Source organism: Saccharothrix carnea, assembly GCF_003014735.1.
In the GTDB taxonomy this organism is placed as follows: Bacteria; Actinomycetota; Actinomycetes; order Mycobacteriales; family Pseudonocardiaceae; genus Actinosynnema; species Actinosynnema carneum.
Genome location: NZ_PYAX01000017.1, coordinates 9,458 through 35,447 on the forward strand (window position 1 = coordinate 9,458; position 25,990 = coordinate 35,447).

The following is a 25,990-nucleotide window of genomic DNA, read 5'->3' on the forward strand; positions in this document are numbered from 1 at the left end:
GCTGTCGTGGACGGGTGCTCAGGCGCCCATGGCGTCGATGAGGCTCTTGGGGCGCATGTCGGTCCAGTTCGCCTCGACGTGGTCCAGGCACTCCTGGCGGCTCGCCTCGCCGAACACCACGCGCCAGCCGTCGGGCACGGCGATGAAGTGCGGCCACAGGGAGTGCTGGTTCTCGTCGTTGACCAGCACGAAGTAGGTGCCGTTCTCGTCCTCGAACGGGTTGGTGCTCATCGCGGATCTCCTTCGGGTCGCGGCTTCGCCACGGCGGCGTCGACCGCCTTGGCCACCTCGTCGAGGACGTCTCGACGGGTCATCTCTTCGTGGGGTGCGGGCACGTCGTGCACGCGGATCGCGCCGGTGACGTGCGGAGCCCACCGGCCTGGGTCGCGTTCCGGGTGGTCGGCGGCGTCGGTGGCGCGGAAGAACAGCAGGTCGCCGTCGAAGCGGCGGGGCGCGTGGGCGGACAGGGCGCGCCCGTTGGCCAGGTAGGCGGCCAGGACGGCGCGGGCGAGGTCGTCGGTGGTCTGGTCGTAGCCGCCGAGTTCGGTGCGCACCACGGCGACGGCGCGGGCGTGGCCCTCGGGCGTGGCCAGGTCGCCGGGGCTCAGGCCGGTGCCGGCGAACGCGTCGGCGAAGACCTCCTCGGTGGTCAGCGGTGCGGTGCCGGCGCGCGGGTAGGAGTCGAGCAGGGCGAGCAGCTCGACCTCCTCGCCTTCCTCCTGGAGCAGGACGGCGGCCTCGTGGGCGAGGTGCCCGCCCATCGACCAGCCGAGCAGCCGGTACGGGCCGTGCGGCGCGACGGTGCGGATGTGGCCGACGAACCGGGCGGCCTGCTGGGCGATCGTGCCGGGGTCGGCGACGGCGAGGTCGGCCTGGAGGCCGTAGAGCGGCACGTCCGGGTCGAGCGCGCCGAGCAGCCCGGTGTAGCACCAGCTCAGCCCGGACGCCGGGTGCAGGCAGAACAGCGGCGGCGCGTCACCGCCGACCCGCAGCGGCAGGACGGCTCCCAGCGCGTCCACGCCGGTCGCGGCCGGGTCGCCGTCCAGCCGGCGGGCGAGTTCGGCCGGGCTGGGCGCCTCGAACAGCGTCCGCACGGTCACGTCGGCGTCGAACCGGGCCTTCACCCGGTCGGCCAGCGTCACGGCCAGCAGCGAGTGGCCGCCCGCGGCGAAGAACCCGCGGTCCGGGTCGAACTCCGCCACCCGCAGCACCTCGGCGAACATCCGGCACAGCAGGTCCTCGGTGAGGTTGCGCGGCGCGCGTCCGGCGGTCGCGGTGGACCGGGGCGCGGGCAGGGCGCGGCGGTCGAGTTTGCCGTTGGCGTTGAGCGGCAGCGCGTCCAGCTCGGTGAACGTGCCGGGCACGAGGTGCGCGGGCAGCTCGGCGGTGACCTGGTCCCGCAGGGCGTCGGCGTCCGGCCCGGCACCGGGCTCGGGCACGTAGTACGCGGCCAGCCGCTGGTCACCGGGCACGTCTTCGCGCACGGCGACGGCCGCGTGCGCCACACCCGCGCACCGCGCCACGGCGGCCTCGACCTCGCCCAGCTCGACCCGGACGCCCCGGATCTTCACCTGGTCGTCGACGCGGCCGAGGTAGACCAGCGCGCCGTCGTCGTCCCACCGCGCCAGGTCACCGGTGCGGTACAGGCGCGATCCAGGCGAGCCGTACGGGTCGGCGACGAACCGGGTCGCGGTGACGCCGGGACGGCCGAGGTAGCCGCGGGCCAGCTGCACGCCCGCCAGGTACAGCTCACCGGGCGCGCCGGGCGGCACGGGCGCGAGGCGGGCGTCCAGCACGTACGCGCGGGTGTTCCAGACCGGCTTGCCGATGGGCACGCGCGGGTCGTCGGCGTCGCACCGCCACGCGGTGACGTCCACCGACGCCTCGGTGGGGCCGTACAGGTTGTGCAGCTCGGCGCCGTACGTGCGCCGGAACCGGTCCCGGGTGGCCGGCAGGAGCGCCTCGCCGCTGCACACCACCCGCCGCAGGGTCGGGCAGGCCAGCGGCTCCACCAGGAACGCGTCCAACATGGACGGTACGAAGTGGACGGTCGTGACGCCGTGGTCGTTGATGGTCCGCGCCAGGTAGGCCGGGTCCCGGTGGCCGTCCGGCTTGGCGACCACGATCGCCGCGCCGGTGATCAGCGGCCAGAAGAACTCCCACACCGACACGTCGAACGTGTACGGGGTCTTGAGCAGCACCCGGTCGTCGGCGCCGAGGCGGTAGCGGTCCTGCATCCACAGCAGGCGGTTCACGATGCCCCGGTGCGGCACGCCGACACCCTTGGGCGTGCCCGTCGAGCCGGAGGTGTGGATGACGTACGCCAAGTCGTCCGGTTGCGCCCGGCTCACCGTCACGTCCGGCACGTCGGAGCCGTGCACCGGCAGCGCGGGCAGGTCGGGGAACGCCGCCGCGTCGTCGGTCACCACGCACACCGGCCGTGCCCCGGCCAGCAGCACGGCACGCCGCCGGGACGGCAGGTCGGTGTCCAGCGGCAGGTAGGCCGCGCCGGACTTCAGCACCGCCAGCAGCGCCACGACCAGGTCGGCCGAGCGCGGCAGCGACACGGCCACCAGCGCGTCCGGTCCGGCGCCCGCGGCGACCAGGCGGCGGGCCAGGCGGTCGGCGCGGGCGTGCAGCTCGGCGTAATCCAGCGCGCGGTCGTGGTCGACGACCGCGGTGGCGTGCGGCGACGAGTCCGCCTGCCGGTCCAGCAGGTCGGTGAGCGTGACGTCCTCGACGGGCGTGTCGGTGGAGTTCCACTCGCGCAGCACGCGGTCGCGGTCGGCGTCGTCCAGCGGCGTGATCGCGGCCAGCGGCCGGTCCGGGTGCTCGACCAGGTCCGTGAGGACGCGCAGCAGCCAGGTGGTGAGCCGGCGGGCGGTGGCCGCGTCCACCAGGTCGGGCCGGTGGTCCAGCCGGAACGCCAGGTTCGGGCCGGGCACGCCGATCAGCGTCACCGGGTAGTGCGTGGCGTCCCGGGCTTCCACGTCGATCAGGAACGCGCCACCGGCCAGCTCGGTGTTGTCGTCGTCGCCGGACGGGTAGTTCTCGAACACCAGGGTCGTGTCGAACAGCGGGCCGCGCCCGACCCGACCCTGGATCTCGGCCAGGCCGACGTGCTGGTGCTCCATCAAGCCGGTCTGCTGCGCCTGGAGGGCGTCGAGCAGGTGCGCCGCGGTGTCGTCGGGCGACCAGCCCACCCGCACCGGCAGCGTGTTGATGAACAGGCCGATCATCCGCTCCACGCCGGGCAGCTCCGGCGGGCGGCCGGACACCGTGCCGCCGAACACCACGTCGGTGCGGCCGGTGTGCACGCCGAGCGTGAGGCCCCACGCGGCCTGCACGACGGTGTTCACCGTCCAGCCCCGGTCACGGGCCAGCTCCGCCAGCCGCCCGGTCAGCTCCTCACCCAGCTTCACCTTCAGCTGCGCCGGCGGCACCTGCTCCCCCGGCCGCCCGGGGCCACCGACCAGCGTCGGCTCGGTGACGCCGTGCAGCACCTCGTCCCACGCCTTGCGGGACACCTCGTGGTCGCGGGCGTCCAGCCACGCCAGGTAGTCGCGGTAGGGCGCAACGGGCGCCATGCCCTTCTCGTCGCCGTGCCGGTCGTACAGCTCGAACAGCTCGTCCAGCAGCACTGGCAGCGACCAGCCGTCCAGCACGATGTGGTGCACGGTGACCGCGAGCCGGAAGTCCTTGAACGGCATGCGGAACAGCACGCACCGCAGCGGCACGTCCTCGTGCAGCGCGAAGCGGCGCAGCCGTTCGGCGTCGTAGCGCTCGGCGAACCGGGCCTCCGCCTCGGCGACGGACAGCGTCGAGCAGTCCACCACCTCCCACGGCACCTCGACGTGGTCCAGCACGACCTGCACGGGCTGGTCGAGCCCTTCGTGCACGAACACCGACCGCAGCCCCGCGTGCCGCCGCACGAGCGCCTGCACGGCGTCCTGCAACGCGTCCACGCCCAGCTCGCCGTAGAGGTCGACGGCCACCTGCACGGTGTAGAAGTCGAGGCCGTCGGTGTCGTGCAGGGCGTGGAACAGCAAGCCCTGCTGCAACGGGGCCAGCGGGAGGATGTCCTCGATGCGCGGTGCGCTCATGAGCGGTGCACTCATGATCGGCCTGCCTTCCTCATCATGGCCTCCAAGCGGTCGATGTTCTTCTGCGACAGGGGGACCAGCGCCACGTCGGAGGGCGTGAGGCCACCGGCCCGCGGGTCGCGGGCGTGGGCGGCGAGCGCGGCCAGGGCGTCGCGCCACAGCCGGCCGAGCCCGGCCACGTCCGGTTCGTCGAGCAGGGCGGCGGGCCAGGACAGGGCGGCGACGAGCCGCGGCCCGTCCGCGCCGTCCTCGGTGAACGCGTTGACCTCCAGCACGTGCGCGAACGGCAGGCCGTCGTCACCCACCGCGCCACCGGCGTCGGTCGACGGGGTCCAGTCGCGGCCGGTCGCGCCGACGCCCGTGCGGCCCAGGTAGTTGAACCCGATCTGGGGCGCGGGGCAGGCGGCGAGCTTGCCCGCGGTGTCCGGGTTGAGGTGGCGCAGCAGGCCGTAGCCGAGGCCGTGGTCGGGTACCGCGCGCAGCCCTTCCTTGACCTGCTTGAGCGCCGTGCCGACCGGTTCACCGGCGGCGAGCACGTCGTCCCACCGCAACGGCGGCACGTCCACCCGCACCGGGTAGAGGTTGGTGAACCAGCCGACCGTGCGGGACAGGTCCAGGCCCGGTGCGACGGCGTCCTCGTGCCTGCCGTGGCCCTCGCGGTCGACCAGCAGCGCGTCCGGCAGCCGTTCGCCCCGGCGGGCCAGCCACTCACGCACGGCCAGGCCGAAACCGGTGAGCAGCACGTCGTCCACGCTGACCCGGAACGCGGCGGGCGCGGTGGTCAGCAACGCCGTGGTGACGTCCGGGTCGACCTCGACCACGGTGGTGCGTGCCGTGGCGAGGGTGTCCCGGCGCGGGTCGAGCGGGCGTGCGGCGAGGGCGGGCTGGGCGGTGTCGGCGGTGGCGAGCCAGTGCGGCAGCTGCTCGGCCCACCGCGGTTCGGTCGCCGCGTCGGCCAGCCGGGTGGCCCAGCGCCGCCACGACGTGCGCACCGGCGGCAGCTCGGGCGCGACACCGGCCCGGGCGGCGGAGGCGGCGGACGCCAGGTCGGGCAGCAGGATCCGCCACGACACGCCGTCCACGACGAGGTGGTGCGCCATCACGAGCAGCCGACCGGGCGCGTCCGGCCCGGCGTCGAACCACACCAGGCGCACCATCACCGCGTCGTCGGGCCGCAGCGCGCGGCGGGCGGTCTCGGTGTGCTCGTCGACCACCGCCGCCAGCGCCTCGTCGGTGAGCCCGGCGACGTCCACGCGGGCCACGTGCTCCTCGGCCCGCACCGCACCGTGCGGCAGGACTTCCAGCGCCCACCCGTCGTCGTCACGGCGCAGTCGGGTGCGCAGGGCGTCGTGGTGCTCCAGCACGGCCGCCCAGGCGTCCACCAGGTGCCCGGTGGTGAGCCCGCCGGGCGTGGCGACCACGTGCGACTGGTTGAACCCGTCCACCGGACCGCCACCGGCCCGCAGCCACTCCACGATCGGCAGGAGGGGCACTTCGCCCACACCATCGGCCACCTCGTCCTCCAGCGCGGACGGCGGCACGGCGATCCCGGCCAGGCGACGCACGGTCTTCAGCTCGAACACGTCACGCGGGGTGAACACCCACCCGGCCGTGCGGGCCCGGCTGACCAGCTGGATCGACATGATGCTGTCGCCGCCCAGGTCGAAGAACCCGTCGTCCACGCCGACCCGGTCCACGCCGAGCACGTCGGCGAACACCGCCGCCAACGCCTCCTCCACCGCCGTGCGCGGCACGGCGACCGGCGCGGACTCCCGCTGTGGCGCGGGCAGGGCGCGGCGGTCCAGCTTGCCGTTCACGGTCAGCGGCAGCTCGGGCAGCACCACGAACGCTGTCGGCACCGAGTAGTCCGGCAGCGCGGTGGCCGCCGCGGCACGCACCCGCGCGACGTCCACGTCGTCGCCGACGAGGTACGCGACGAGCCTGCGTTCGCCGGGACGGTCCTCGCGCACCACGACCGCGGCGCCCGTGACGCCCGCCCGGCCGGTCAGCGCGGCCTCGACCTCGCCCGGCTCGACGCGGTAGCCGCGCAGCTTCACCTGGTCGTCGGTGCGGCCGACGAACTCCAGCCTGCCGTCGCGCGACCAGCGGGCCAGGTCGCCCGTGCGGTACAGGCGATCACCGGGCGCGCCGTGCGGGTCGGGCGGGAACCGCTCGGCGGTGAGCCCCGGGCGGCCCAGGTAGCCGCGCGCCAGCTTGCCGCCCGCGACGTACAGCTCGCCCGTCACGCCCGGCGGCACGGGCTGGAGCCGGCCGTCCAGGACGCGCAGCGCCGTACCGGCCATCGGGACGCCGATCGGCAGCGGACCCGTGGCGGCGTCGCCGGGCAGCACCGCGTGGCGCGAGGCGAACGTCGTGGTCTCGGTGGGGCCGTACCCGTTGACCACCACCAGTTCCGGGCACGCCCGGCGCACGGCGTCCACCGCGTGCTCGGACACCACGTCACCGCCGGTCCACACCTCGCGCAGGGTCGCCAACGCCTCCGGCGCCTCCTCCGCGACGACCCGGAACAGCCCGGCGGTCAGCCACAGCGCGGTCACGCCGTGGCGGCGGATCGCGGCGGCCAGGCCCGCGAGGTCCACCTCGTCGGGCGAGTCGACGACCGAGACGCCGCCGTTGAGCAGCGGGACCCACATCTCGTAGGTGCTCGCGTCGAACGCGTAGGAGGAGTGGACGAGCACGCGGTGGTGCGCGCCGGTGGTGAAGATCGGATCGGTGGCCAGCTCCACCACGTCGGCGTGCGTGACGGCCGCGCCCTTCGGCACGCCCGTGGAGCCGGACGTGTGGATGACGTAGGCCAGCTGGTCCGGGTGGGGTGTCGGCAGCCCGGTGTCCGGCGCGGGCGGCAGCTCGGCCGCGAGGTCCACCACGTGCGCCGGGACGTCGAGGCCGGCGGGCAGGTCGGCGCGGTCGGTGAGCAGGACGGCGGCGGAGGTGTCGGCGAGGATCAGGTTGTGCCGCTCGGCCGGGTTGCCGTCGTGCAGCGGCACGTACGCGCCGCCCGCGCAGAGCACGGCGAGGGTGGCGACGGTCCGTTCGGCGGACCGTCGCGCGAGCACGGCGACCCGGGTCTCCGGCCGCACGCCGACCGCGACCAGGTGGTGTGCCAGCGCGCGGGCGCGAGCGTCCACTTCGGCGTAGGTCAGCTCGCGGTCGCCGTCGACCAGCGCCACGGCCTGCGGCGCCTGCACGACCTGCGCGCGGAAGCGGTCCACGACGGTGCCGCGTTCGCGGTGCGAGGCGGCGCGGCCCCACACGTCCAGCACGATCCCGCGTTCGCCCTCGCCGACCACGGGCAGGGCGCTCACCGGCGTGGCCGGGTCGGCGGCCACCGCGTGCAGCACGCGGGTGAGACGGGCGCCGAGGGCTTCGACGGTGGCGCGGTCGAACAGGTCGGCGGCGAACTGGATGGTGCCCTCCAGGCCCGCCCCGGTCTCACCCAGGTCGAACGACAGGTCGAACTTCGCCGGTCCTTCGCCGAGGTCCACCAGGTCCAGGCGCAGGCCGGGCAGGTCCAGGTCGGGCTCGGGCGCGTTCTGCAGCACGAGCATCACCTGGAACAACGGGTGCCGCGCCACCGACCGCTCGGGGTTGAGCGCGTCCACGAGCCGGTCGAACGGCAGGTCCTGGTGCGCGAAGGCGGCCAGGTCGGTCTGCCGGACGCGGCCGAGCAGCTCCTCGAACGCCGGGTCGCCGGAGGTGTCCGTGCGCAGCACCAGCGTGTTGACGAAGAACCCGACCAGGTCCTCCAGCGCGGCGTCCGTGCGGCCCGCGACGGCCGTGCCGAGGACCACGTCCTCGCCCGCGCCCATCCGGGTCAGCAGCGCCGAGATCGCCGCCTGGAGCACCATGAACAGGCTCGTGCCGGACCGGCGGGCCAGGGCGAGCAGGTCGGCGTGCAGGGACGCGTCCACGCGCCACGGCACGAGGCCGCCCCGGTGCGAGGCGACGGCGGGTCGTCGGCGGTCGGCGGGCAGGTCCAGCGCGTCGGGGATGCCGTCGAGCTGACGCCGCCAGAACTCCAGCTGCGCCGTGCCCGCCGAGCCGGGGTCGCCGTCCTCGCCCAGCACGTCGGCCTGCCACAGCGCGTAGTCCGCGTACTGGACGGGCAGTTCCGGCAGCTCGGGGGCGCGTCCGGCGAGGCGGGCGCGGTAGGCCTCGCCGAGGTCGCGGGTCAGCGGCGTGAACGACCAGCCGTCGCCCGCGATGTGGTGCAGCACCAGCAGCAGCACGTGCTCCGATGGCGACAGCTCGAACAGCCACGCCTTGAGCGGCAGTTCGCGGGACAGGTCGAACTTGGTGGCCGCCGCGTCGTCCAGGCGCTCGCGCAGGACGCCCGCGTCGGTGGTGCGCACGCTGAACGCCCGGCCGAGCACCTCGTCGGCCTCGGCGGCGGGCACCACGTGCTGGCGCGGCGTGCCGTCGACGTCGGGGAAGACGGTGCGCAACGACTCGTGCCGGGCCAGCACGTCGCCCAGGGCGGCGCGCAGCGCGGTCACGTCCAGGTCGCCGGACAGGCGCAGCGCGATCGGGATGTTGTACATCCCGCCCGCGTCCTCCAGCCGGTCGAGGAACCACAGGCGGCGCTGGGCGAACGACAGCGGCACGACGTCGGGCCGTTCGGCGCGGTTGACGCCCCGGCGCGCGATGCCGGCGGTGGTGGCGCGGGCGGCGAGCAGCGCGGGCGTCGGCGCCTCGAACACCGCGCGCAGCGGCAGTTCCACGCCCATCGCCGCCCGCACCTGGCTGACCAGGCGGGTGGCGAGCAGCGAGTGGCCGCCGAGGTCGAAGAACCCGTCGTCCACGCCGACCCGGTCCAGGCCGAGCACGTCGGCGAACACCGCGCACAGCACCTCTTCGGCCGGGGTGCGCGGCGCGGCGTCACCGACCACGGCGGCGTCCGGCGCGGGCAGGGCTCGGCGGTCGAGCTTGCCGTTGGCGTTCAACGGGAACGCGTCGAGCACGACGAGCGCGGCCGGGACCATGTACGCGGGCAGGACGGCGCGCACCGTGTCGAGCACGGCGGTCGGGTCGACCACCCGGCCGGTGACGTACCCGACGAGGCGCTTGTCCCCCGGCCGGTCCTCGCGCACCACGACGGCGGCGCGGTCCACGTCGGCGTGCCGGGTCAGGGCGGACTCGACCTCGCCCAGTTCGATCCGGAAACCGCGCAGCTTCACCTGGTCGTCGGAGCGGCCCAGGTACTCCAGCTGCCCGTCCGCGTTCCAGCGCACCAGGTCGCCGGTGCGGTAGAGCCGCCCGCCCCGGCCGAACGGGTCGGCGACGAACCGCTCGGCGGTCAGGGCCGCGCGGCCGACGTAGCCGCGGGCCAGGCTCTCACCCGCCAGGTACAGCTCGCCGGGCGTGCCGGGCGGGACCGGGCGCAGCGCACCGTCCAGCACGTAGGCGCGGGTGTTCCACAGTGGACGGCCGGTCGGCGCGGGCCCGTCCAGCGGCCCGGGTGCCGTGCTGCCCCACTGGAGGGTGTAGACGGTGGCCTCGGTGGGGCCGTAGATGTTGTCGATCCGGGCGGTGGGCAGGGCGGCGCGCACGCCGTTGTAGACGCTCGCGGGCAGGCCCTCGCCGGCCAGCACGACGGCACGCGCGTCCAGGTCCACCCCGGCCGCCAGCACCTGCGCGAACACCGACGGCACACCGCTGACCAACCCGCCGGACCAGCCGCCGCGTTCCACCAGCGCGGTCAGGTTCTCCACGACCTCCACCCGGCCGCCCACGACGAGCGGCGTGAACAGCTCGAACACCGACACGTCGAAGTTCAGCGAGGTGGCGAGCAGCACCGAGGACAGCTCCTCGGGCGTGAAGTGGTCGGCGGCCCAGGCGACGAGGTTCGCCATGCCGCCCCGCGTCACGGCCACGCCCTTGGGCCGGCCGGTGGAACCGGAGGTGTGGATCACGTAAGCCAACGATCCGCTGTGGACGGTCGTGGTGGGTGGCGCGGCGGGCCAGGTGAGGCGTTCGACGACGGCCGGGTCGTCCAGCAGGACCAGGCGATCGGCGGCGGCGGTGAGGCGGTCGGCCGTGTCGGCGACGGCCAGCACGCACACCGGGCGGGTGTCGTCCAGCACGAACGCCACGCGCTCGGTCGGGTGGCCGGGGTCCAGCGGCACGTACGCGCCGCCCGCCCGCAGCACCGCGAGCAGCGCCACCACCGCGTCCGCCGTGCGGGGCAGCGACACCGCGACCAAGGTCTCCGGCCGCACGCCGCGTTCCACGAGCAGCGCCGCGAGCCGGTCGGCGCGGGCGTCCAGCTCCGCGTACGTGAGCACGCGGTCGGGACCGACCACGGCGAACGCGTCGGGCGTGCGGCGGGCCTGCCGCGCCACCAGGTGTTCCACGAACACCCCGGGCACGGGCCGCGCGGTGTCGTTCCACGTGTGCAGCACCCGTTCGCGTTCCGCCGGGTCGAGCACGTCCACGTCCCCGAGGCGGATCGCCGGGTCCGCGACCACGGTCTCCAGCAGCCGCACGAGACGGCGCGCGAGGGCGCGGGCGGTCGGCGCGTCGAACAGGTCGAGGGCGTGTTCGAGGTCGCCTTCCACGCCCGCCGGGCGGCCCGCGTGGTCGTGGGTCTCGCGCAGGTCGAGCAGCAGGTCGAACTTGGCCGCGCCACCGGGCACCTCTTCGAGGTCGATGGCGAGGTCGGGCAGGTCCAGGTCGGCCTCGGGGGTGTTCTGCAGCACGAGCATCACCTGGAACAGCGGGTGGTGTGCCAGCGAACGACGCGGGTTCAGCACCTCCACCAGCCGCTCGAACGGCACGTCCTGGTGCGCCAACGCGGCCAGGTCCGTCTGCCGCACCCTTTCCAGCAGCTCCTTGAACGTGGGGTCGCCCGAGGTGTCGGTGCGCAGCACCAGCGTGTTGACGAAGAACCCGACCAGGTCGTCCAACGCCTCGTCCGACCGACCGGCCACCGCCGTGCCCAGCGGGATGTCCGTCCCCGCGCCCAACCGCGTCAACAACGCCGCCACCGCGGCCTGCAACACCATGAACACGGTCGTGCGGGTCTGCCGGGCCAGGGCCACGAGCCGGGTGTGCGTGTCGGCGTCCAGGCGCAACGGCACCCGCCCGCCAAGGTACGACGCCACCGCCGGGCGCGGCCGGTCCGCCGGCAGCTCCAGCACCTCGGGCAGGCCGGCGAGCTGCGAGCGCCAGAACTCGACCTGCGCGGCGAGCGCGCTGCCCTCCTCCTCGTCCGAGCCGAGCACGCGCCGCTGCCACAACGTGTAGTCGGCGTACTGCAGCGGCAACGGCGGGAACTCCGGCGCGGCGCCCGCGCGCCGGGCGCGGTAGGCGGCCGCGAGGTCGCGCAGCATCGGCGTGAGCGACCAGCCGTCACCCGCGATGTGGTGCACCAGGAACAGCACCACGTGCTCGTCGGGCGCGAGCTCGAACAGCCACAGCCGGCACGGCGGCTCCGCCGCCAGGTCGAACCGGTGCGCCAGCGCGTCGGCGAGGGCGGCGGGCAGGTCGTCCTCTTCCACCTCCACGTGCACCACCGGCAAGCCGGGGGCGTCGAGCACGTGCTGGCGCGGTTCGCCGTCGACCTCCGGGAACGTCGTGCGCAGCGACTCGTGCCGCGCGACGACGTCGCCGAACGCCGCCGCGAGCGCGTCCCGGTCCAGCTGCCCGGTCAGGCGCAGCGGCAGCGGCACGTTGTACATCGCCGCTTCTTCCAGCCGGTCGAGGAACCACAGCCGCCGCTGGGCGTACGACAGGGGCAGCACGTCCGGGCGGGGCAGCACCTCGACGTCGTGGCGGGTGCCGCGGGCGCGTTCGGCGAGAGCGGCCAGCGCGGCGGGCGTGGGCGCCTCGAACACCGACCGGATGGACAGCTCCACGTCCAGCACGGACCGGACGCGGCTGACCAGCCGGGTGGCCAGCAGGGAGTGGCCGCCGAGGTCGAAGAAGCTGTCCTCCACGCCCACCGAGGGCAGGTTGAGGACCGTGGCGAACACGCCGACCAGCACTTCCTCGGTGAAGTTGCGCGGCGCGCGGCCGGTCGCCGCGGTGCCGCCGACCACGTCCGGCGCGGGCAGGCCGCGGCGGTCCAGCTTGCCGTTGGTGGTCAGCGGCAACGCGTCCAGCCGCACGAACGCCGAGGGCACCATGTAGTCCGGCACGGCGGCGGTGACGTGCGCGTGCAGGGCGATCGGGTCGAAGTCGCGGCCCTCGGCGGGCACGACGTAGGCGACGAGCCGCTGGTCGCCGGGCTGGTCCTCGCGCACGACCACGCCGACCGGCCCGACCGACGGGTGCCGGGACAGCACGGACTCGATCTCGCCCAGCTCGACCCGGTAGCCGCGGATCTTCACCTGGTCGTCGGCGCGGCCCGCGAACAGCAGGTCGCCGTGCTCGCCCCACCGGGCCAGGTCGCCGGTGCGGTACATGCGTGAACTGGCCGGACCGTACGGGTTGGCCACGAACCGGCCGGAGGTCAAGCCGGGCCGGGCGACGTACCCGCGGGCCAGGTTCCCGCCCGCGATGTACAGCTCGCCGACGACACCGGGCGGTACCGGGCGCAGCGCGTCGTCCAGCACGTACGCCTGCGTGTTCCACAGTGGACGGCCCAGCGACAGCACCTCGGCGGGGATCTCGTCGCCCGGCTCGACGACCAGCGTCGTGCAGCCGACCGTGGTCTCGGTGGGGCCGTACTCGTTCACGACCCGCGCGCCGGGGTGGCGCTTGCGCCACACGTCGAGCTGCGCGCCGGGCAGCGGCTCACCGCCGAGCACGAGTTCGGCGGTCGGCGAGTAGGTGTCGGGCAGCACGTCCAGCACGGACAGGTGGCTGGGCGTGCCCTTGAGGAACGCGAAACCGGCCGCGGTGGGGCTCGCGGGGTCGATGCCGTCGTCGGCGAGGTCGCCCAGGTGCACCGCGCCACCGGAGATCAGCGGCGCGTACAGGCCGGTGACGGTGAGGTCGAACGTGACGGGCGAGTGCAGGAACGCGCCGGACCGCACGGACGGGTAGGCGTCCACCGACCACTGGAGGTAGTTCACCGCCGCGCGGTGCTCGACCAGCGTGCCCTTGGGGCGGCCGGTCGAACCGGACGTGTAGATGACGTAGGCGGCGTGTTCCAGCCGCAACGGCGAGCGCCGGTCGGCGTCGGTCAGCGGGTCGGCGGAGAACGCGTGGTCATCGAGGTCGTCCAGGACCAGCTGGGCCACGTCGAGCGAGGCGAGGCCGGGCGCGAGGACCGCGTCGGTGACCAGCCGCACGGGCCGGGTCTCGCCGAGCATGTCGGCGAGCCGCTCGGTGGGCTGGTCGGGGTCGAGCGGCAGGTAGCCGGCGCCGGTCTTGAGCACCGCGAGCAGCGTCGTGACCAGGCGGGTGCCGCGCGGGAGCGCCACCGCGACCAGGGTCTCCGGCCCGGCGCCGTGCCCGACCAGCAGACGGGCCAGGCGGTTGGCGTCGGCGTGCAGCTCGGCGTAGGTGCGCTGCACGGTCCCGTGCACGACGGCGATCGCGTCCGGGGTGGCGTCCGCCTGCCGGTCGAGCAACGCGGTCAGGTGCAGCGGCTCCACGGCGTGGTCGGTGGCGTTCCAGTCGACCAGGATGCGCTCGCGCTCGTCGGCGTCGAGCAGGTCGACGGCGTTGACGGCGCGGTCCGGGTCGGCGGCGATGGCGCGCAGCACCAGCCGCAGCCACTCCCCCATCCGCGCCACGGTGGCCGGGCCCAGCACGTCGGGCCGGTAGTCCAGCCGGAACGCCAACCGCTCGCCGGGCAGGCCGACCAGGCTGATCGTGTAGTGCGTGGCGTCACGGGCCTGGAAGTCGGTGATCCGCACGCCGCCGCCCAGCACGGGCGCGGTGTCGACGTCGACCGGGTAGTTCTCGAACACCATCGTGGTGTCGAACAGCTCGCCGTGGCCGGTGCGCCGCTGCACGTCGGCCAGCCCGACGTGCTGGTGCGCGATCAGCCCGGCCTGCCGGTCCTGCACGGCGGTCAGCAGCTCGCCCAGCGACTGCCCGGCGGCCCACGACACGCGCACCGGCAGCGTGTTGATGAACAGGCCCAGCATGGTCTCCACGCCCGGCAGCTCGGCGGGCCGACCGGACACCGTGCCGCCGAACACCACGTCGCGGCGGCCGAGGTAGCGGCCGAGCACCACGCCCCACGCGCCCTGGGCGAGGGTGTTCATCGTCCAGCCGCGGGCACGGGCGGTGCGGGTGAGCGCATCGGTCAGCTCGTCGTCCAGCTCGACCAGCACGCCCTCGGGCACCACGGAGGCGTTGTCGGCGGCCGACCCGACCAGCGTGGGCCCGTCCAGGCCCGCCAGCACCGAGTCGTAGGCGGTCAGCGCGGCGTCGGCGTCCTGCTTGGTCAGCCAGCCCAGGTAGTCGCGGTAGGGCGTGACGCGGGGCATCGCCGAGTCGTCGCCCGCGTGCTCGTAGAGGGTGAACAGCTCGTCCAGGAACACCGGCGTGGACCAGCCGTCCATCAGGATGTGGTGCATGGTCAGCAGCAGCCGGTGCACCTGGCCGGGCAGCACGACGAGCACGAACCGCAGCAGCGGCGCGCGGGCCATGTCGAAGCGGCGGGCCCGTTCCTCGTCGACCAGCCCGGCGTAGTCCGCCTCCGGGTCGGCGGCACCGGTCAGGTCGAGTTCACGCCACGGCGCGCGCACCTCGCGGCGCACCACCTGCACGGGCCGGTCGAGGCCCTTGTGCCGGAAGCCGACGCGCAGGTTGGCGTGCCTGCGCAGCAACGCGTCGGCCGCCGCGCGCAGCGCGGGCACGTCCACCGGGCCGGTCAGCTCGGTGGCCATCTGCACGGTGTAGACGTCCAGGCCGTCCCGGTCGTACAGGGCGTGGAAGAGGAACCCCTCCTGCAACGACGACAGCGGCAGGACGTCCTCGACTGCGGACTTCTTGCTCATCGGTCCAAGTCCTCGCTCTCGTCGTCTTCGTCGTCTTCCAGCAGGTCCAGCTCGTCCTGGCTGAGAGGGACCAGGTCCACGTCGGACGGGGTGAGGCCGCCCGCCGCGGTGCCCCGGACGTGCTCGACCAGCCCGTGCAGCGCCTGCCGCCACGCGGTGCCCAGGTCGGCGGCCTCGGCGTCGGCGAGCAGGTCGGCGGGCCAGGCGAGGGTGGCGGCCAGGCGCGGGCCGTCCGGTGTGTCCTCGGTGACGGCCGTGACCTCGATCGCGTGCACGAACGGCAGGTCGTCGTGCCCGACCGGGGCGGTGAAGCCCGGTGCGGGCAGCCAGAGCCGCTCGCCGCCGGGCGCGGCGGTGTCGACGCGGCCCAGGTAGTTGAACGCGATCTGCGGCGCGCCCAGGCCCGCGAGCTTGCCCGCCGTGTCGGCGTTGAGGTGGCGCAGCAGGCCGTAGCCGACGCCCTTCTCCGGCAGCTCGCGCAGCTGCTCCTTGACCCGCTTCAGCGCCGTGCCCGCGGCGGGTCCACCGGCCAGCAGCTCGGGCCAGCCGACCCGGCCGGGGTCCAGCCGCACCGGGTGCACGCTGGTGAACCAGCCGACCGTGCGGGACAGCTCCACGTCCGGTACGACGTCCTCCCGGCCGTGGCCCTCGACCTGCACCAGCACGGACGTCTCCGCGCCCCGGCCGCGACGTTCCCGCCACCGGCCCACGGCCAGCGCGAGCGCGGTCAGCAGCACGTCGTCCACGCCCGCGTGGAACGCGGCGGGCACCTCCGTGAGCAGCGGCGCGGTCTCCTCGACCGTGAGCGCGACCTCGGCGGTGCGCGCGGTGCCGACCGTGTCGCGGGCCGGGTCGAGCGGGCGTGCGCCGAGCAGCGGGTCGGGGCCGTCGAGGACGGCGGTCCAGTACGGCAGCTGGTCGGCGCGGGCCGGGTCGTGCGCGGCGTCGTGCAGCAGGTGCGACCAGCGGCGCCACGACGTCCACACCGGTTCCAGCGAGGGTTCGCGGCCGGCGGCGAGGGCGTGCCACGCCTGGGCGAGGTCGGGCAGCAGGATCCGCCACGACACGCCGTCCACGGCCAGGTGGTGCACGACCAGCAGCAGGTCGCCGGGGTGCACTGGGCCCGCGTCGAACCACACCGCCTGCACGAGCCGCCCGCGGGCCGGATCGAGGCGTCGCCACGCGGTGTCGGCCTCGGCGCGGACGGCGGCGGCACGCGCGGTGTCGTCCAGCCCGGTCACGTCCACGCGGCGGGTCACGTCTTCCGCCTGCACCGTGCCGGGGTCGGCGATCTCGTAGTACCACTCGCCTTCGTCGTCACGGGCGAGGCGGGCGCGCAGGGCGTCGTGGTGGCGCAGCACCGCGTCCAGCGCGCCCAGCAGCCGGTCCCGGCCCAGTCCGGCCGGCACCGCGACGAGCTGCGCCTGGTTGAAGCCGTCGAGCGTGCCGCCGCTGTCGAGGAACCAGCGCACGACCGGCGTGAGCACGGCCGGGCCGCTGCCCGTGGTGTCGGGCACGAGCCGGGCGTCGGCCGGTTCCACCGCCACCAGGGCGAGTTCGGCCGCGGTCTTGCGCTCGAACACGTCACGCGGGGTGAACACCAGGCCCGCCCGGCGGGCGCGGCTGACGAGCTGGATCGAGCCGATGCTGTCGCCGCCGAGGTCGAAGAAGCTGTCGTCCACGCCCACGTCGGGCAGGCCGAGCACGTCCGCGAACACCCCGCACAGCACCTCTTCGCGTGCGGTGCGCGTGCCCGCGGCGTGCGGCGTCGGCTCGGGAGCGGCGGGTGCGGGCAGCACGGCGTGGTCGAGCTTGCCGTTGCGGCTCAACGGCAACTCGTCCAGCAGCACCACCGCGGCCGGCACCAGGTAGTCGGGCAGCTCGGCGCGCAGCGCGGACCTCAGGGCCGCGGTGTCCAGCTCGGCACCGGCCGTCGCGGTGACGTAGGCGACGAGCCGGGGCGTGCCGCCGTGGTCGGGCCGCAGCAGCACGGCGCAGGTGTCCACGCCGTCGTGGCGGCGCAGCGCCGCTTCGACCTCGCCGGGCTCGACCCGGAAGCCGCGCACCTTGACCTGGCCGTCGACCCGGCCCAGGAACTCCACGTGCCCGTCCGGCCGGCGGCGCGCGAGGTCACCCGTCCGGTACATCCGGGCTCCCCCGCCGGCGAACGGGTCGGCGACGAAGCGGTGCGAGGTGAGCGCGGGCCGGTCGAGGTAGCCGCGGGCGACGTTCGGGCCGGACAGGTACAGCTCGCCGGGCACGCCCACCGGCACGGGCCGCAGCCACGCGTCCAGCACGTGCGCCCGGGTGTTGAGCACCGGCGTGCCGATGACCGGCGCCGGGTGGTCGGCCAGGTCGGCGATCATCGAGTCCACGGTGGCCTCGGTCGGGCCGTAGAGGTTGAGCGCCACCAGCCCCGGCGTGCCGCGCAACGCCCCCCACAGGTGGGCGGGCACGGCCTCGCCGCCGAGCAGCACGACGGACGGGAACCGCTCGTCACCGTCCAGCAGCCCGTGCGCCACCAAGTGGTCCGCATAGGACGGTGTGGTCTCGATGACGTCGATCCGCTCCCGGCGCAGGTGTGCCACCAGGGCCTCCGGGTCGCGGCGGACGTCGTCACCGATCACGTGCAGCTCGTGGCCCGCGAGCAGCCACAGCACCGGGTCCCAGGACGCGTCGAACGCCACCGGCGCGGTCAGCGCGGACCTGAGCCGGTCACGGCCCAGGCGGCGCGCGACCGGCGTGAAGACGTGCTCTTGATGGTGGCGCAGGAGGTTCGCGAGGGAACCGTGCTCCACCACGACGCCCTTGGGACGGCCGGTCGAGCCGGAGGTGTAGATGACGTACGCGGCGTCGCGCGCGGTCAGCGGTCGGGTGCGGTCGGCGTCGGTGGGTGCCGTGTCCGGGGCGTCCGGTGCGGTGTGGGCGTCGACCGAGCCCTCGATGACCAGGGCCGGGCGGGCGTCGGCGAGGGTGGCGCGGCGCCGTTCCGCCGGGTGGTCGGGGTCCAGCGGCAGGTAGACCGCGCCCGCCTTGAGCACCGCGAGCAGCGCCACGACCGTGTCGACCGACCGGGGCAGGACCACCGCCACCACGTCACCGACCGCCGTGCCGCGGCGCAGCAGCGAGTGCGCGAGCCGGTTGGCGCGCCGCTCCACCTCGGCCGCGGTGAGCCGGACGTCCCCGCAGACGAGGGCCTGCCGGTCGCCACCCGCGCCCCGCTCGAACGTGGACAGCACGGTCTGGTCCGGTACCGGGCCGAGCGGTCCGACCGCGCCACGGGCCAGGTGTCCGGCCTCGCCGGGGGCGAGCAGGTCCAGGTCGCCGAGGCGCCGCGTCGGCTCGGCCGTGACCTGGTCCAGCACCCGGGCGAACCAGGACGCCACGCGGTGGGCGGTGTCGGCGTCGAACAGGTCCCGGCTGTACTCCAGCTCGCCGTGCAGGCCTGCGGGCTCGCCGTGCTCGTGCCGTTCGGCGAGCGTGAACGACAGGTCGAACTTGGCCGGACCGGCGGGCAGGTCGACCACCTCGGGCGTGACGCCCGGCAGGTCCAGGTCCGGGTCGGCGTTGTTCTGCACCGTCAACAGCACCTGGAACAGCGGGTGCCTGGCCAGCGAGCGCTGGGGCGCCAGCTGCTCGACCAGCCGGTCGAACGGCACGTCCTGGTGCGCGAACGCGGCCAGGTCGACCTCGCGGACCCGGTCGAGCAGGTCGGCGAACGCGGGCTCCCCCGAGGTGTCCACCCGCAGCACGAGCGTGTTGACGAAGAACCCGACCAGGTCGTCCAGCGCCTCGTCCCGCCGACCGGCCACCGGCGTGCCGATCGGGATGTCGGTGCCCGCGCCCAACCGCGTCAGCAGCGCGGACAGCGCGGCGTGCAGCACCATGAACGGGCTGGCGCCGTGCGCGGCGGCCAGGTGTGCCACCCGGGCGTGCACGTCGGCGTCCAGGTGCAGCGGCACGGAACCGCCGTCGTTGCGCGGCCGACTCGGACGTGCCCGGTCGGTGGGCAGGTCGAGCGTCTCGGGCAGGTCGGCCAGCAGCGCCCGCCAGTGGTCGAGCTGGGCGCGCAGCGGGCTGTGCTCGTCCTCCTCGGAGCCGAGCACGTCGTGCTGCCACAGCGTGTAGTCCGCGTACTGCACGGGCAGCGGCGTGAACTCCGGTGCCACGCCCGCGTGCCGGGCGCGGTAGGCGACGCCGAGGTCGCGCAGCAGCGGTGCCAGGGACCATCCGTCCGCGGCCACGTGGTGCAGCAGCAGGAGCAGCACGTGGTGGTCGTCCGCGAGCCGGTACAGCCGGACCGCCACGGGCAGGTCGTCGGCCAGCGCGAACTTGTGCCGCACCGCGTCGGCCAGGTCGGTGGTCAGCGCGTCCTCGGTGGTGTCGATCCGCCTCGTCGCGGCGCTGAGCAGCGCGGCGGCCGCGGCCGGGTCCAGCACCGATTGCCGCGGCGAGCCGTCGACCTCGGGGAACACCGTCCGCAGCACCTCGTGCCGGGCGACCACGTCGGCCACGGCCGCGAGCAGCGCCGCGCCGTCCAACGCACCCGTGAGCCGCACGGCCAGCGGCACCGAGTACAGGCCACCGGCCTCGTCCAGCCGGTCGAGGAACCACAGGCGTTGCTGCGCGGCGGACAACGGCACCACGTCGGGCCGGGCGCGCGGGGTGACGCGGGCGCGGGCGGGCGCGGCGTCGTGCAGGACGCGGGCCAGCCCGGCGGGCGTCGGGTGCTCGAACACCGCGCGGATCGGCGCCTCCACCGCCAGCACGGCCCGGACCCGGCTGATCAGCCGCATGGCGAGCAGCGAGTGACCGCCCAGGTCGAAGAACCCGTCGTCCACCCCGACCTCGGTCACGCCGAGCACGTCGGCGAACAACCCGCACAGCGTCTCCTCCACGCCGTGCGCCGCGCGGGACGCGGACGTGACGGCCGCGGCGGGCGCGGGCAGGGCCTGCCGGTCGACCTTGCCGTTGCCGTTGAGCGGCAACGCCGCCAGCTCCACCACGACCGACGGCACCATGTACGCGGGCAACGCCCCGCCGACGTGCGCGCGCAACGCCGCCTGGTCCGCGGTCGCGCCTTCGTCGGGCACGACGTAGGCCACCAGACGACGTTCTCCGTGGTGGTCGGCGCGGACCGCGACGACGGCGTGCGCCACGTCGGGGTGCCGCGCCAGCACGGCTTCGACCTCGCCGGGCTCGATCCGGAACCCGCGCAGCTTCACCTGGTCGTCGGCGCGCCCGTGGAACGCCAGCAGCCCGTCCGGCAGGCGGCGCACCAGGTCGCCGGTGCGGTACATGCGGTCACCGGGCGGCCCGTACGGGTTGGGCACGAACCGCTCCGCGGTCAGCCCGGCCCGCCCGAGGTAGCCGCGCGCGAGACCGGTGCCCGCCACGTACAGCTCGCCGACCGCGCCGGGCGGGGTGAGCCCGAGGTCGGTGTCGAGGACGTGCACGCGCGTGTTGTCCATCGGCAGGCCGATCGGCACGGCCCGCGGGTCGGTCTCGCCGGGCCGCAGCACGAACCGCGTGGCGAACGTCGTGGTCTCGGTGGGGCCGTAGCCGTCGACCACGGTCAGGTCCGGGCAGTGCGCGCGGACCCGGGCCACCGCGGCGGCGGGCACGACGTCACCGCCGGTCCACACCTCCCGCACGCCCGCCAGGCTGGTCGGCGCTTCCTCGGCGACCAGCCGGAACAGCCCGGCGGTGAGCCACAGGGCGGTGACGCGGTGCTCGGCGACGACCCGGCCGAGGGTGGCGATGTCCAGCACGCCGGGCGGTGCGACGACGACCGTGCCGCCGGACAGCAGCGGCGCCCACAGCTCGTAGGTGGCGGCGTCGAAGGCGTGCGAGGAGTGCAGCAGCACGCGGGCGTGCGCGGGCGTGGTGAACAGCCGGTCGGTGGCCAGCTCCACGACGTTCGCGTGCGTGACGGCGACGCCCTTGGGCACGCCCGTCGAGCCGGACGTGTGCATGACGTAGGCGAGCTGGTCGGGGTGCGAACGCCGGTTCAGCGCGCCCGCGGCCGGCGGTCGTTCGCCGGTGTGCACGACGTGCACCGGCGCGGTCAGGCCTTCGGGCGGCGTCGGCCGGTCGGTGACCAGGACGGGCGCGCCGAGGTCGGCGAGCACGAAGTCCACGCGCTCCACCGGGTACGACTCGTGCAGCGGCACGTAGTAGCCGCCCGCCTTGAGCACCGCGAGGATCATCACCACCAGCGACGGCGACCGGTCCACCAGCAGCGCGACGGGCGTCTCGGCGTCCACCCCGAGGTCGGCGAGCCGGTTCGCCCACCGGTCGGCCTCGGCGTCGAGCTGCCCGTAGGTGAAGGTGCCCGCGTCGGACACCACGGCGAGCGCGCCGGGCGTGGCCGCGGCCTGTGCCTCGAACCGGGCGGCCAGGGACGTGGCGCCGACGCGGCGGGCGGTGTCGTTCCAGGTGACGAGCTCGGCGTGCCGCTCCTCGGCGGTGAGCAGGTCGAGCCGGGCCAGGGACGTCGCGGGATCGGCGGCGACGGCGGCGAGCAGCGTGCCCAGCCGGGTCACCAGGTGCCGCGCGGTCGCCTCGTCGAACAGGTCCAGCGCGTACTCCAGCGCACCGGCGACACCCGTCACCGCGCCGCTGTCGTCACGGGTCTCGTACAGGTCGAACCACAGGTCGAACTTGGCGACCGCGGTGCGCAGGTCGGCCACGGCGACGTCCAGGCCGGGCAGTTCGACGTCCGGGTCCGGGGTGTTCTGCAGCACCAGCATCACCTGGAACAGCGGGTGCCGGGCCAGCGAACGACGCGGGTTGAGCACCTCCACCAGCCGCTCGAACGGCACGTCCTGGTGCGCCAGCGCCGCCAGGTCCGTCTGCCGCACCCGCTCCAGCAGCTCCGTGAACGACGGATTGCCTGACGTGTCCGTGCGCAGCACCAGCGTATTGACGAAGAACCCGACCAGGTCGTCCAACGCCTCGTCGGAGCGCCCCGCCACCGCCGTGCCCAACGGGATGTCCGTCCCGGCGCCCAACCGCGTCAACAACGCCGCCACTGCCGCGTGCAGCACCATGAACACGCTGGTGCGCGTCTCCCGCGCGATGTCGGCCAGCCGCGCGTACAGCTCGCCGTCCACGGTCAGCGGCACCCGTGCGCCCCGGTGCGACGGCACGGCCGGGCGCGGGCGGTCGGTCGGCAGCTCCAGCACCTCGGGCAGGTCGGCGAGCCGGTCGCGCCAGAACCGGACCTGGCGGCTGGGCGCGCCGTCCGGGTCGTCCTCGTCGCCGAGCGCTTCCCGTTGCCACAGCGCGTAATCCGCGTACTGGAGCGGCAACGGCGTGAACTCCGGTGCTCCTCCCGCGTGCCGGGCGCGGTAGGCGGCGCCGAGGTCGCGCAGCAGCGGTGCCAGCGACCAGCCGTCGGCGGCGATGTGGTGCACGACCAGCAGCAGCACGTGTTCGTCGGCGCCGGTCTCGAACAGCCACAGCCGCCACGGCAGGCCGTTGGCGAGGTCGAAGCGGTGGCCGGTGGCGGCGGTCATCTCCTCCGCCGGGTCCGCGACGGCCGCCGTCTCCACGTGGTCGGGCAGCAGGCGCAGCGCGTCGGCCACGTCGAGGACCTCCTGCACGGGCTCGCCGCCGACCTCGGGGTAACGGGTGCGCAGCGGCTCGTGGCGGGTGACGACGTCACCGAGGGCGGCCAGCAGCGCCGTGCGGTCGAGCGGGCCGGTCAGGCTCAGCGGCAGCGGCACGTTGTAGGTGCCGCCGGTCTCGTCCAGGCCGTGCAGGAACCACAGCCGGCGCTGGGCGGACGACAGCGGCACGAGGTCGGGGCGCGGCCGTGCGGTGGGCCGGGACCGGGCGACGGCGGCGCCGTCCACGACCAGCGCGAGCCCGGCGGGCGTCGGGTGGTCGAACACCTCCCGCAGCGTCAGCTCCACGCCGAGCGCGGCCCGCACCTTGCTGATGAGCCGGGTGGCCATCAGCGAGTGCCCGCCGAGGTCGAAGAACCCCTCGTCCACCCCGACCCGCTCGACGCCGAGCACGTCGGCGAACACCGCGACCATCAGCTCTTCCAGCGGGGTGCGCGGCGCCCGGCCGGCGGCGCCCGAGTCGGGTGCGGGCAGCGCGTGCCGGTCGAGCTTGCCGTTGGGCGTCAACGGCAGCGCGTCCAGCGCGACGAACGCCGAGGGCACCATGTACCCGGGCAACCGGGCCTCGGCCGACGCCCGCAGCGCGGTGAGGTCGACGTCGGCCGGCGTCACGTACGCGACGAGCCGCTTGTCACCGGGCCGGTCCTCGCGCACGACGACCGCGAGCGCGCCGACACCGCCGTGCCCGCCGAGCACCGCCTCGACCTCGCCCAGCTCGATGCGGTGGCCGCGCACCTTCACCTGGTGGTCGCGTCGTTCCAGGAACACCAGCGACCCGTCGGCGCGGCGCACCACGTAGTCACCGGTGCGGTACATGCGACGGCCGGGACGCGGCGTGAACGGGTCGGCCACGAACACCACGCCCGTGCGGCCCGGGTCGCCGAGGTACCCGCGCCCCACACCTTCACCGCCCACGTACAGCTCACCGGGCGTGCCGACCGGGACCGGGCGCAGGCGGTCGTCCAGCACGTACAGGCGGGTGTTGCGCAGCGCGCTGCCGATCGGGACGCCGTCGATGACGTCGTCGGGCGTGGTGATGAACGCGTGGGTGACGTCGTCGGCGCACTCGGTGGGGCCGTAGGCGTTCATCAGCGGGATGCCGGGGAACGCGTCGAGCCAGCGGGTGCACAGGTCGGCGGGCAGCGCCTCACCCGTGGCGACGAGCAGCCGCAACGAGGCCAACCCGGGCCGCCCACCGTCCGCGTCCCACAGGTCCAGGGCCGCGCGGAGCAACGACGGCACGACCTCCAACACGGCCACTCGTTCCGCGTCGGTCCGGTCGAACAGGCCACGCGGGTCGGCGGCGAGTTCCCGTGCGACGACGCGTGCCGTGCCGCCCACCATGAGCGGCGCGAGCATCTGCCAGATGGAGATGTCGAACGTCAGCGGCGCGTTCTGCACCACCGTGTCCACTTCGGACAGTCGACAGTCCTCCACCTTGGTCAACAGGTGGTTCACCATGCCGCGGTGGGTGACCATGGCGCCCTTGGGCTTCCCGGTCGACCCGGAGGTGAACAGCACGTACGCGAGGTCGTCGCCCGCACCGACCGGCTCGGGCCACTCGTCGGAGGTCTCGTCCCCGACCAGCAGCAGGTCCGTGCCCGCGGCCAAGTCGGTGGCGAAGGTGGCGACGGCGGGCGAGGCGAGGACGAGCCGTGCCCCGCTGTCGGCCAGCAGCGCCCGGCCGCGGGCGACCGGCGAGGCGGAGTCCACCGGGACGTAGGCCGCGCCCGCGCCGAACACCGCCAGCACCGACACCACGAAGTCGCGGCCCGGTGCGGTCGGCAGGGCGACCACGTCACCGCGCTCGACACCCGCGGCCCACAACCGGCGGGTCAGCGCGGCGGCACGCCCGGCCAGTCCGGCATAGGTGGTCGGTCCCTCGTCGTCCACCAACGCCACCGCGTCCGGCGTGCGCCGGGCGTGCGACTGGACCCGTAGCACCACCCCGTCCGCGTCGTCCAACGGCGCATCGGTGCGGTTCCACCCGACCAGCGCCTGGTCCCGCTCGGCCGCGTCGAGCAAGTCGAACGACGCCAGCGGCGCCTCCGGGTCGGCCAGCAACCGTTCGAGCAGCTTCAGCAGCCGGTCCAGGTGACCGGCCACCTCGGCCTCGCCGTACAGGAACTCGTTGCCGTCCAGGTCGATCCGCACGGGCTTGCCGTCGGACCGGTCGTAGGCGGTGATCTCCACGTCGTCGATCACGCCGTTGGACAGGTTGTGCGCCGTCACCGGGTGCCCGCCGAAGGTGACGTTGTAGTCGAACGGCATGATGTTGACCACGACGTTGGCCAACTGGCCCGCACCCCGCACCAACCCCAGGTCCCGCAGCACGTCCTCCTGCCGGTACCGCTGGTGCTTGAGCGTGTTCCGGGCCTCCACGGTCGTGCGCCGCAGCACGTCGACGAACGTCGCCGCCGGGTCGAGGTCCACGAACAGCGCGAGGATGTTGCTGACCATCCCCGGCGTGTCGCGCAGCAGCTTGCTCTTGCGCGCCATCACCGGGAACCCGACCGGCGTGGTGCGCGCACCCGTCACCAGGTGCAGGTACACGGCGGTGGCGGCGGTCAGCGCCATCGGCCAGGTGGACGCGTGCGCCCGGGTCAGCTCCTTCATCCGCTCCATCAGCGCCGGGTCGACCAGCGAGGTGGCGCGGGCCGGGCGGGCGCTGGCGGGCGCGGTGCCCGACGTGAGGCCGACCGGCGCGGGCCGGTCGGCCAGGCGGGTCCGCCAGTGCTCCTGGTCGCGGCGGTAGGCGTCGGAGGCGCGGTAGGCCGCGTCGTCGTCCAGGTACTGCTGGAGGGTGGCGAACGCGCCGGCGGGCACCTCCTCACCCGCCACCAGGGCCGAGTACACGGTGGCGAGGCGGTCGGTGAAGATGCGCCCGCTCACGCCATCGGCGATGACGTGGTGGTTGCGCTGGTAGTACAGGAACCGGTCGGGCGCGACCTCGAACAGCGCGTCCACCGACAGCGGACCGTTCTCCAGGTCCATCGGCCGGTACAGGTCGTCGTCCATCCACGCCACCGCGTCACCCACCGGGTCGGCGCGGTCGCTGTGGTCGAAGAAGTGCAGGTGCGGGTCGGGAGCGAGGAACTGCCACACGCCGTCGGCGTCCTCGGTGAACCGGACCTGGACGGTCTCGGCCTCCAGCACGGTGCGGCGCAGCGCCTCCTCGAACAGCGCCACGTCCACCGCGCCGTGGATCTCCAGGTACTCCGACATGACGAACACGTTGTCGGGGTTCAACCGCTGGCCGTACCAGATCCCCAGCTGTCCCGGGGAGAGCGGCCACCGCCGCCTGTCCTCGCTCATGTCCCTGTTCTCCCTAACCCGC

General features: G+C 74.7%; 4 protein-coding genes. All 4 read right to left on the reverse strand.

The features are described from left to right. Window positions 1–18: 18 nt before the first annotated feature. Genes B0I31_RS33815 through B0I31_RS33830 form a run of 4 tightly spaced genes read right to left on the reverse strand, consistent with a single transcriptional unit; the run spans window position 19 to window position 25,968 of the window. On the reverse strand, window positions 19–231 hold the full coding sequence (locus tag B0I31_RS33815; protein ID WP_073888266.1) for an MbtH family protein: 213 nt from the start codon (window positions 229–231) through the stop codon (window positions 19–21). Continuing rightward, window positions 228–4,118 (reverse strand): non-ribosomal peptide synthetase, encoded by a 3,891-nt coding sequence (locus B0I31_RS33820; RefSeq protein WP_106619481.1) that lies wholly within the window; start codon window positions 4,116–4,118, stop codon window positions 228–230. Before B0I31_RS33820 ends, B0I31_RS33815 begins: the two co-directional genes overlap by 4 nt. Further along, window positions 4,115–15,022 (reverse strand): non-ribosomal peptide synthetase, encoded by a 10,908-nt coding sequence (locus B0I31_RS33825; protein ID WP_106619482.1) that lies wholly within the window; start codon window positions 15,020–15,022, stop codon window positions 4,115–4,117. Before B0I31_RS33825 ends, B0I31_RS33820 begins: the two co-directional genes overlap by 4 nt. Then, window positions 15,019–25,968 carry a non-ribosomal peptide synthetase gene (locus B0I31_RS33830; protein ID WP_106619483.1) on the reverse strand — a complete coding sequence of 3,650 codons (10,950 nt, stop codon included), beginning with the start codon at window positions 25,966–25,968 and terminating at the stop codon, window positions 15,019–15,021. Before B0I31_RS33830 ends, B0I31_RS33825 begins: the two co-directional genes overlap by 4 nt. Window positions 25,969–25,990: the final 22 nt, after the last annotated feature.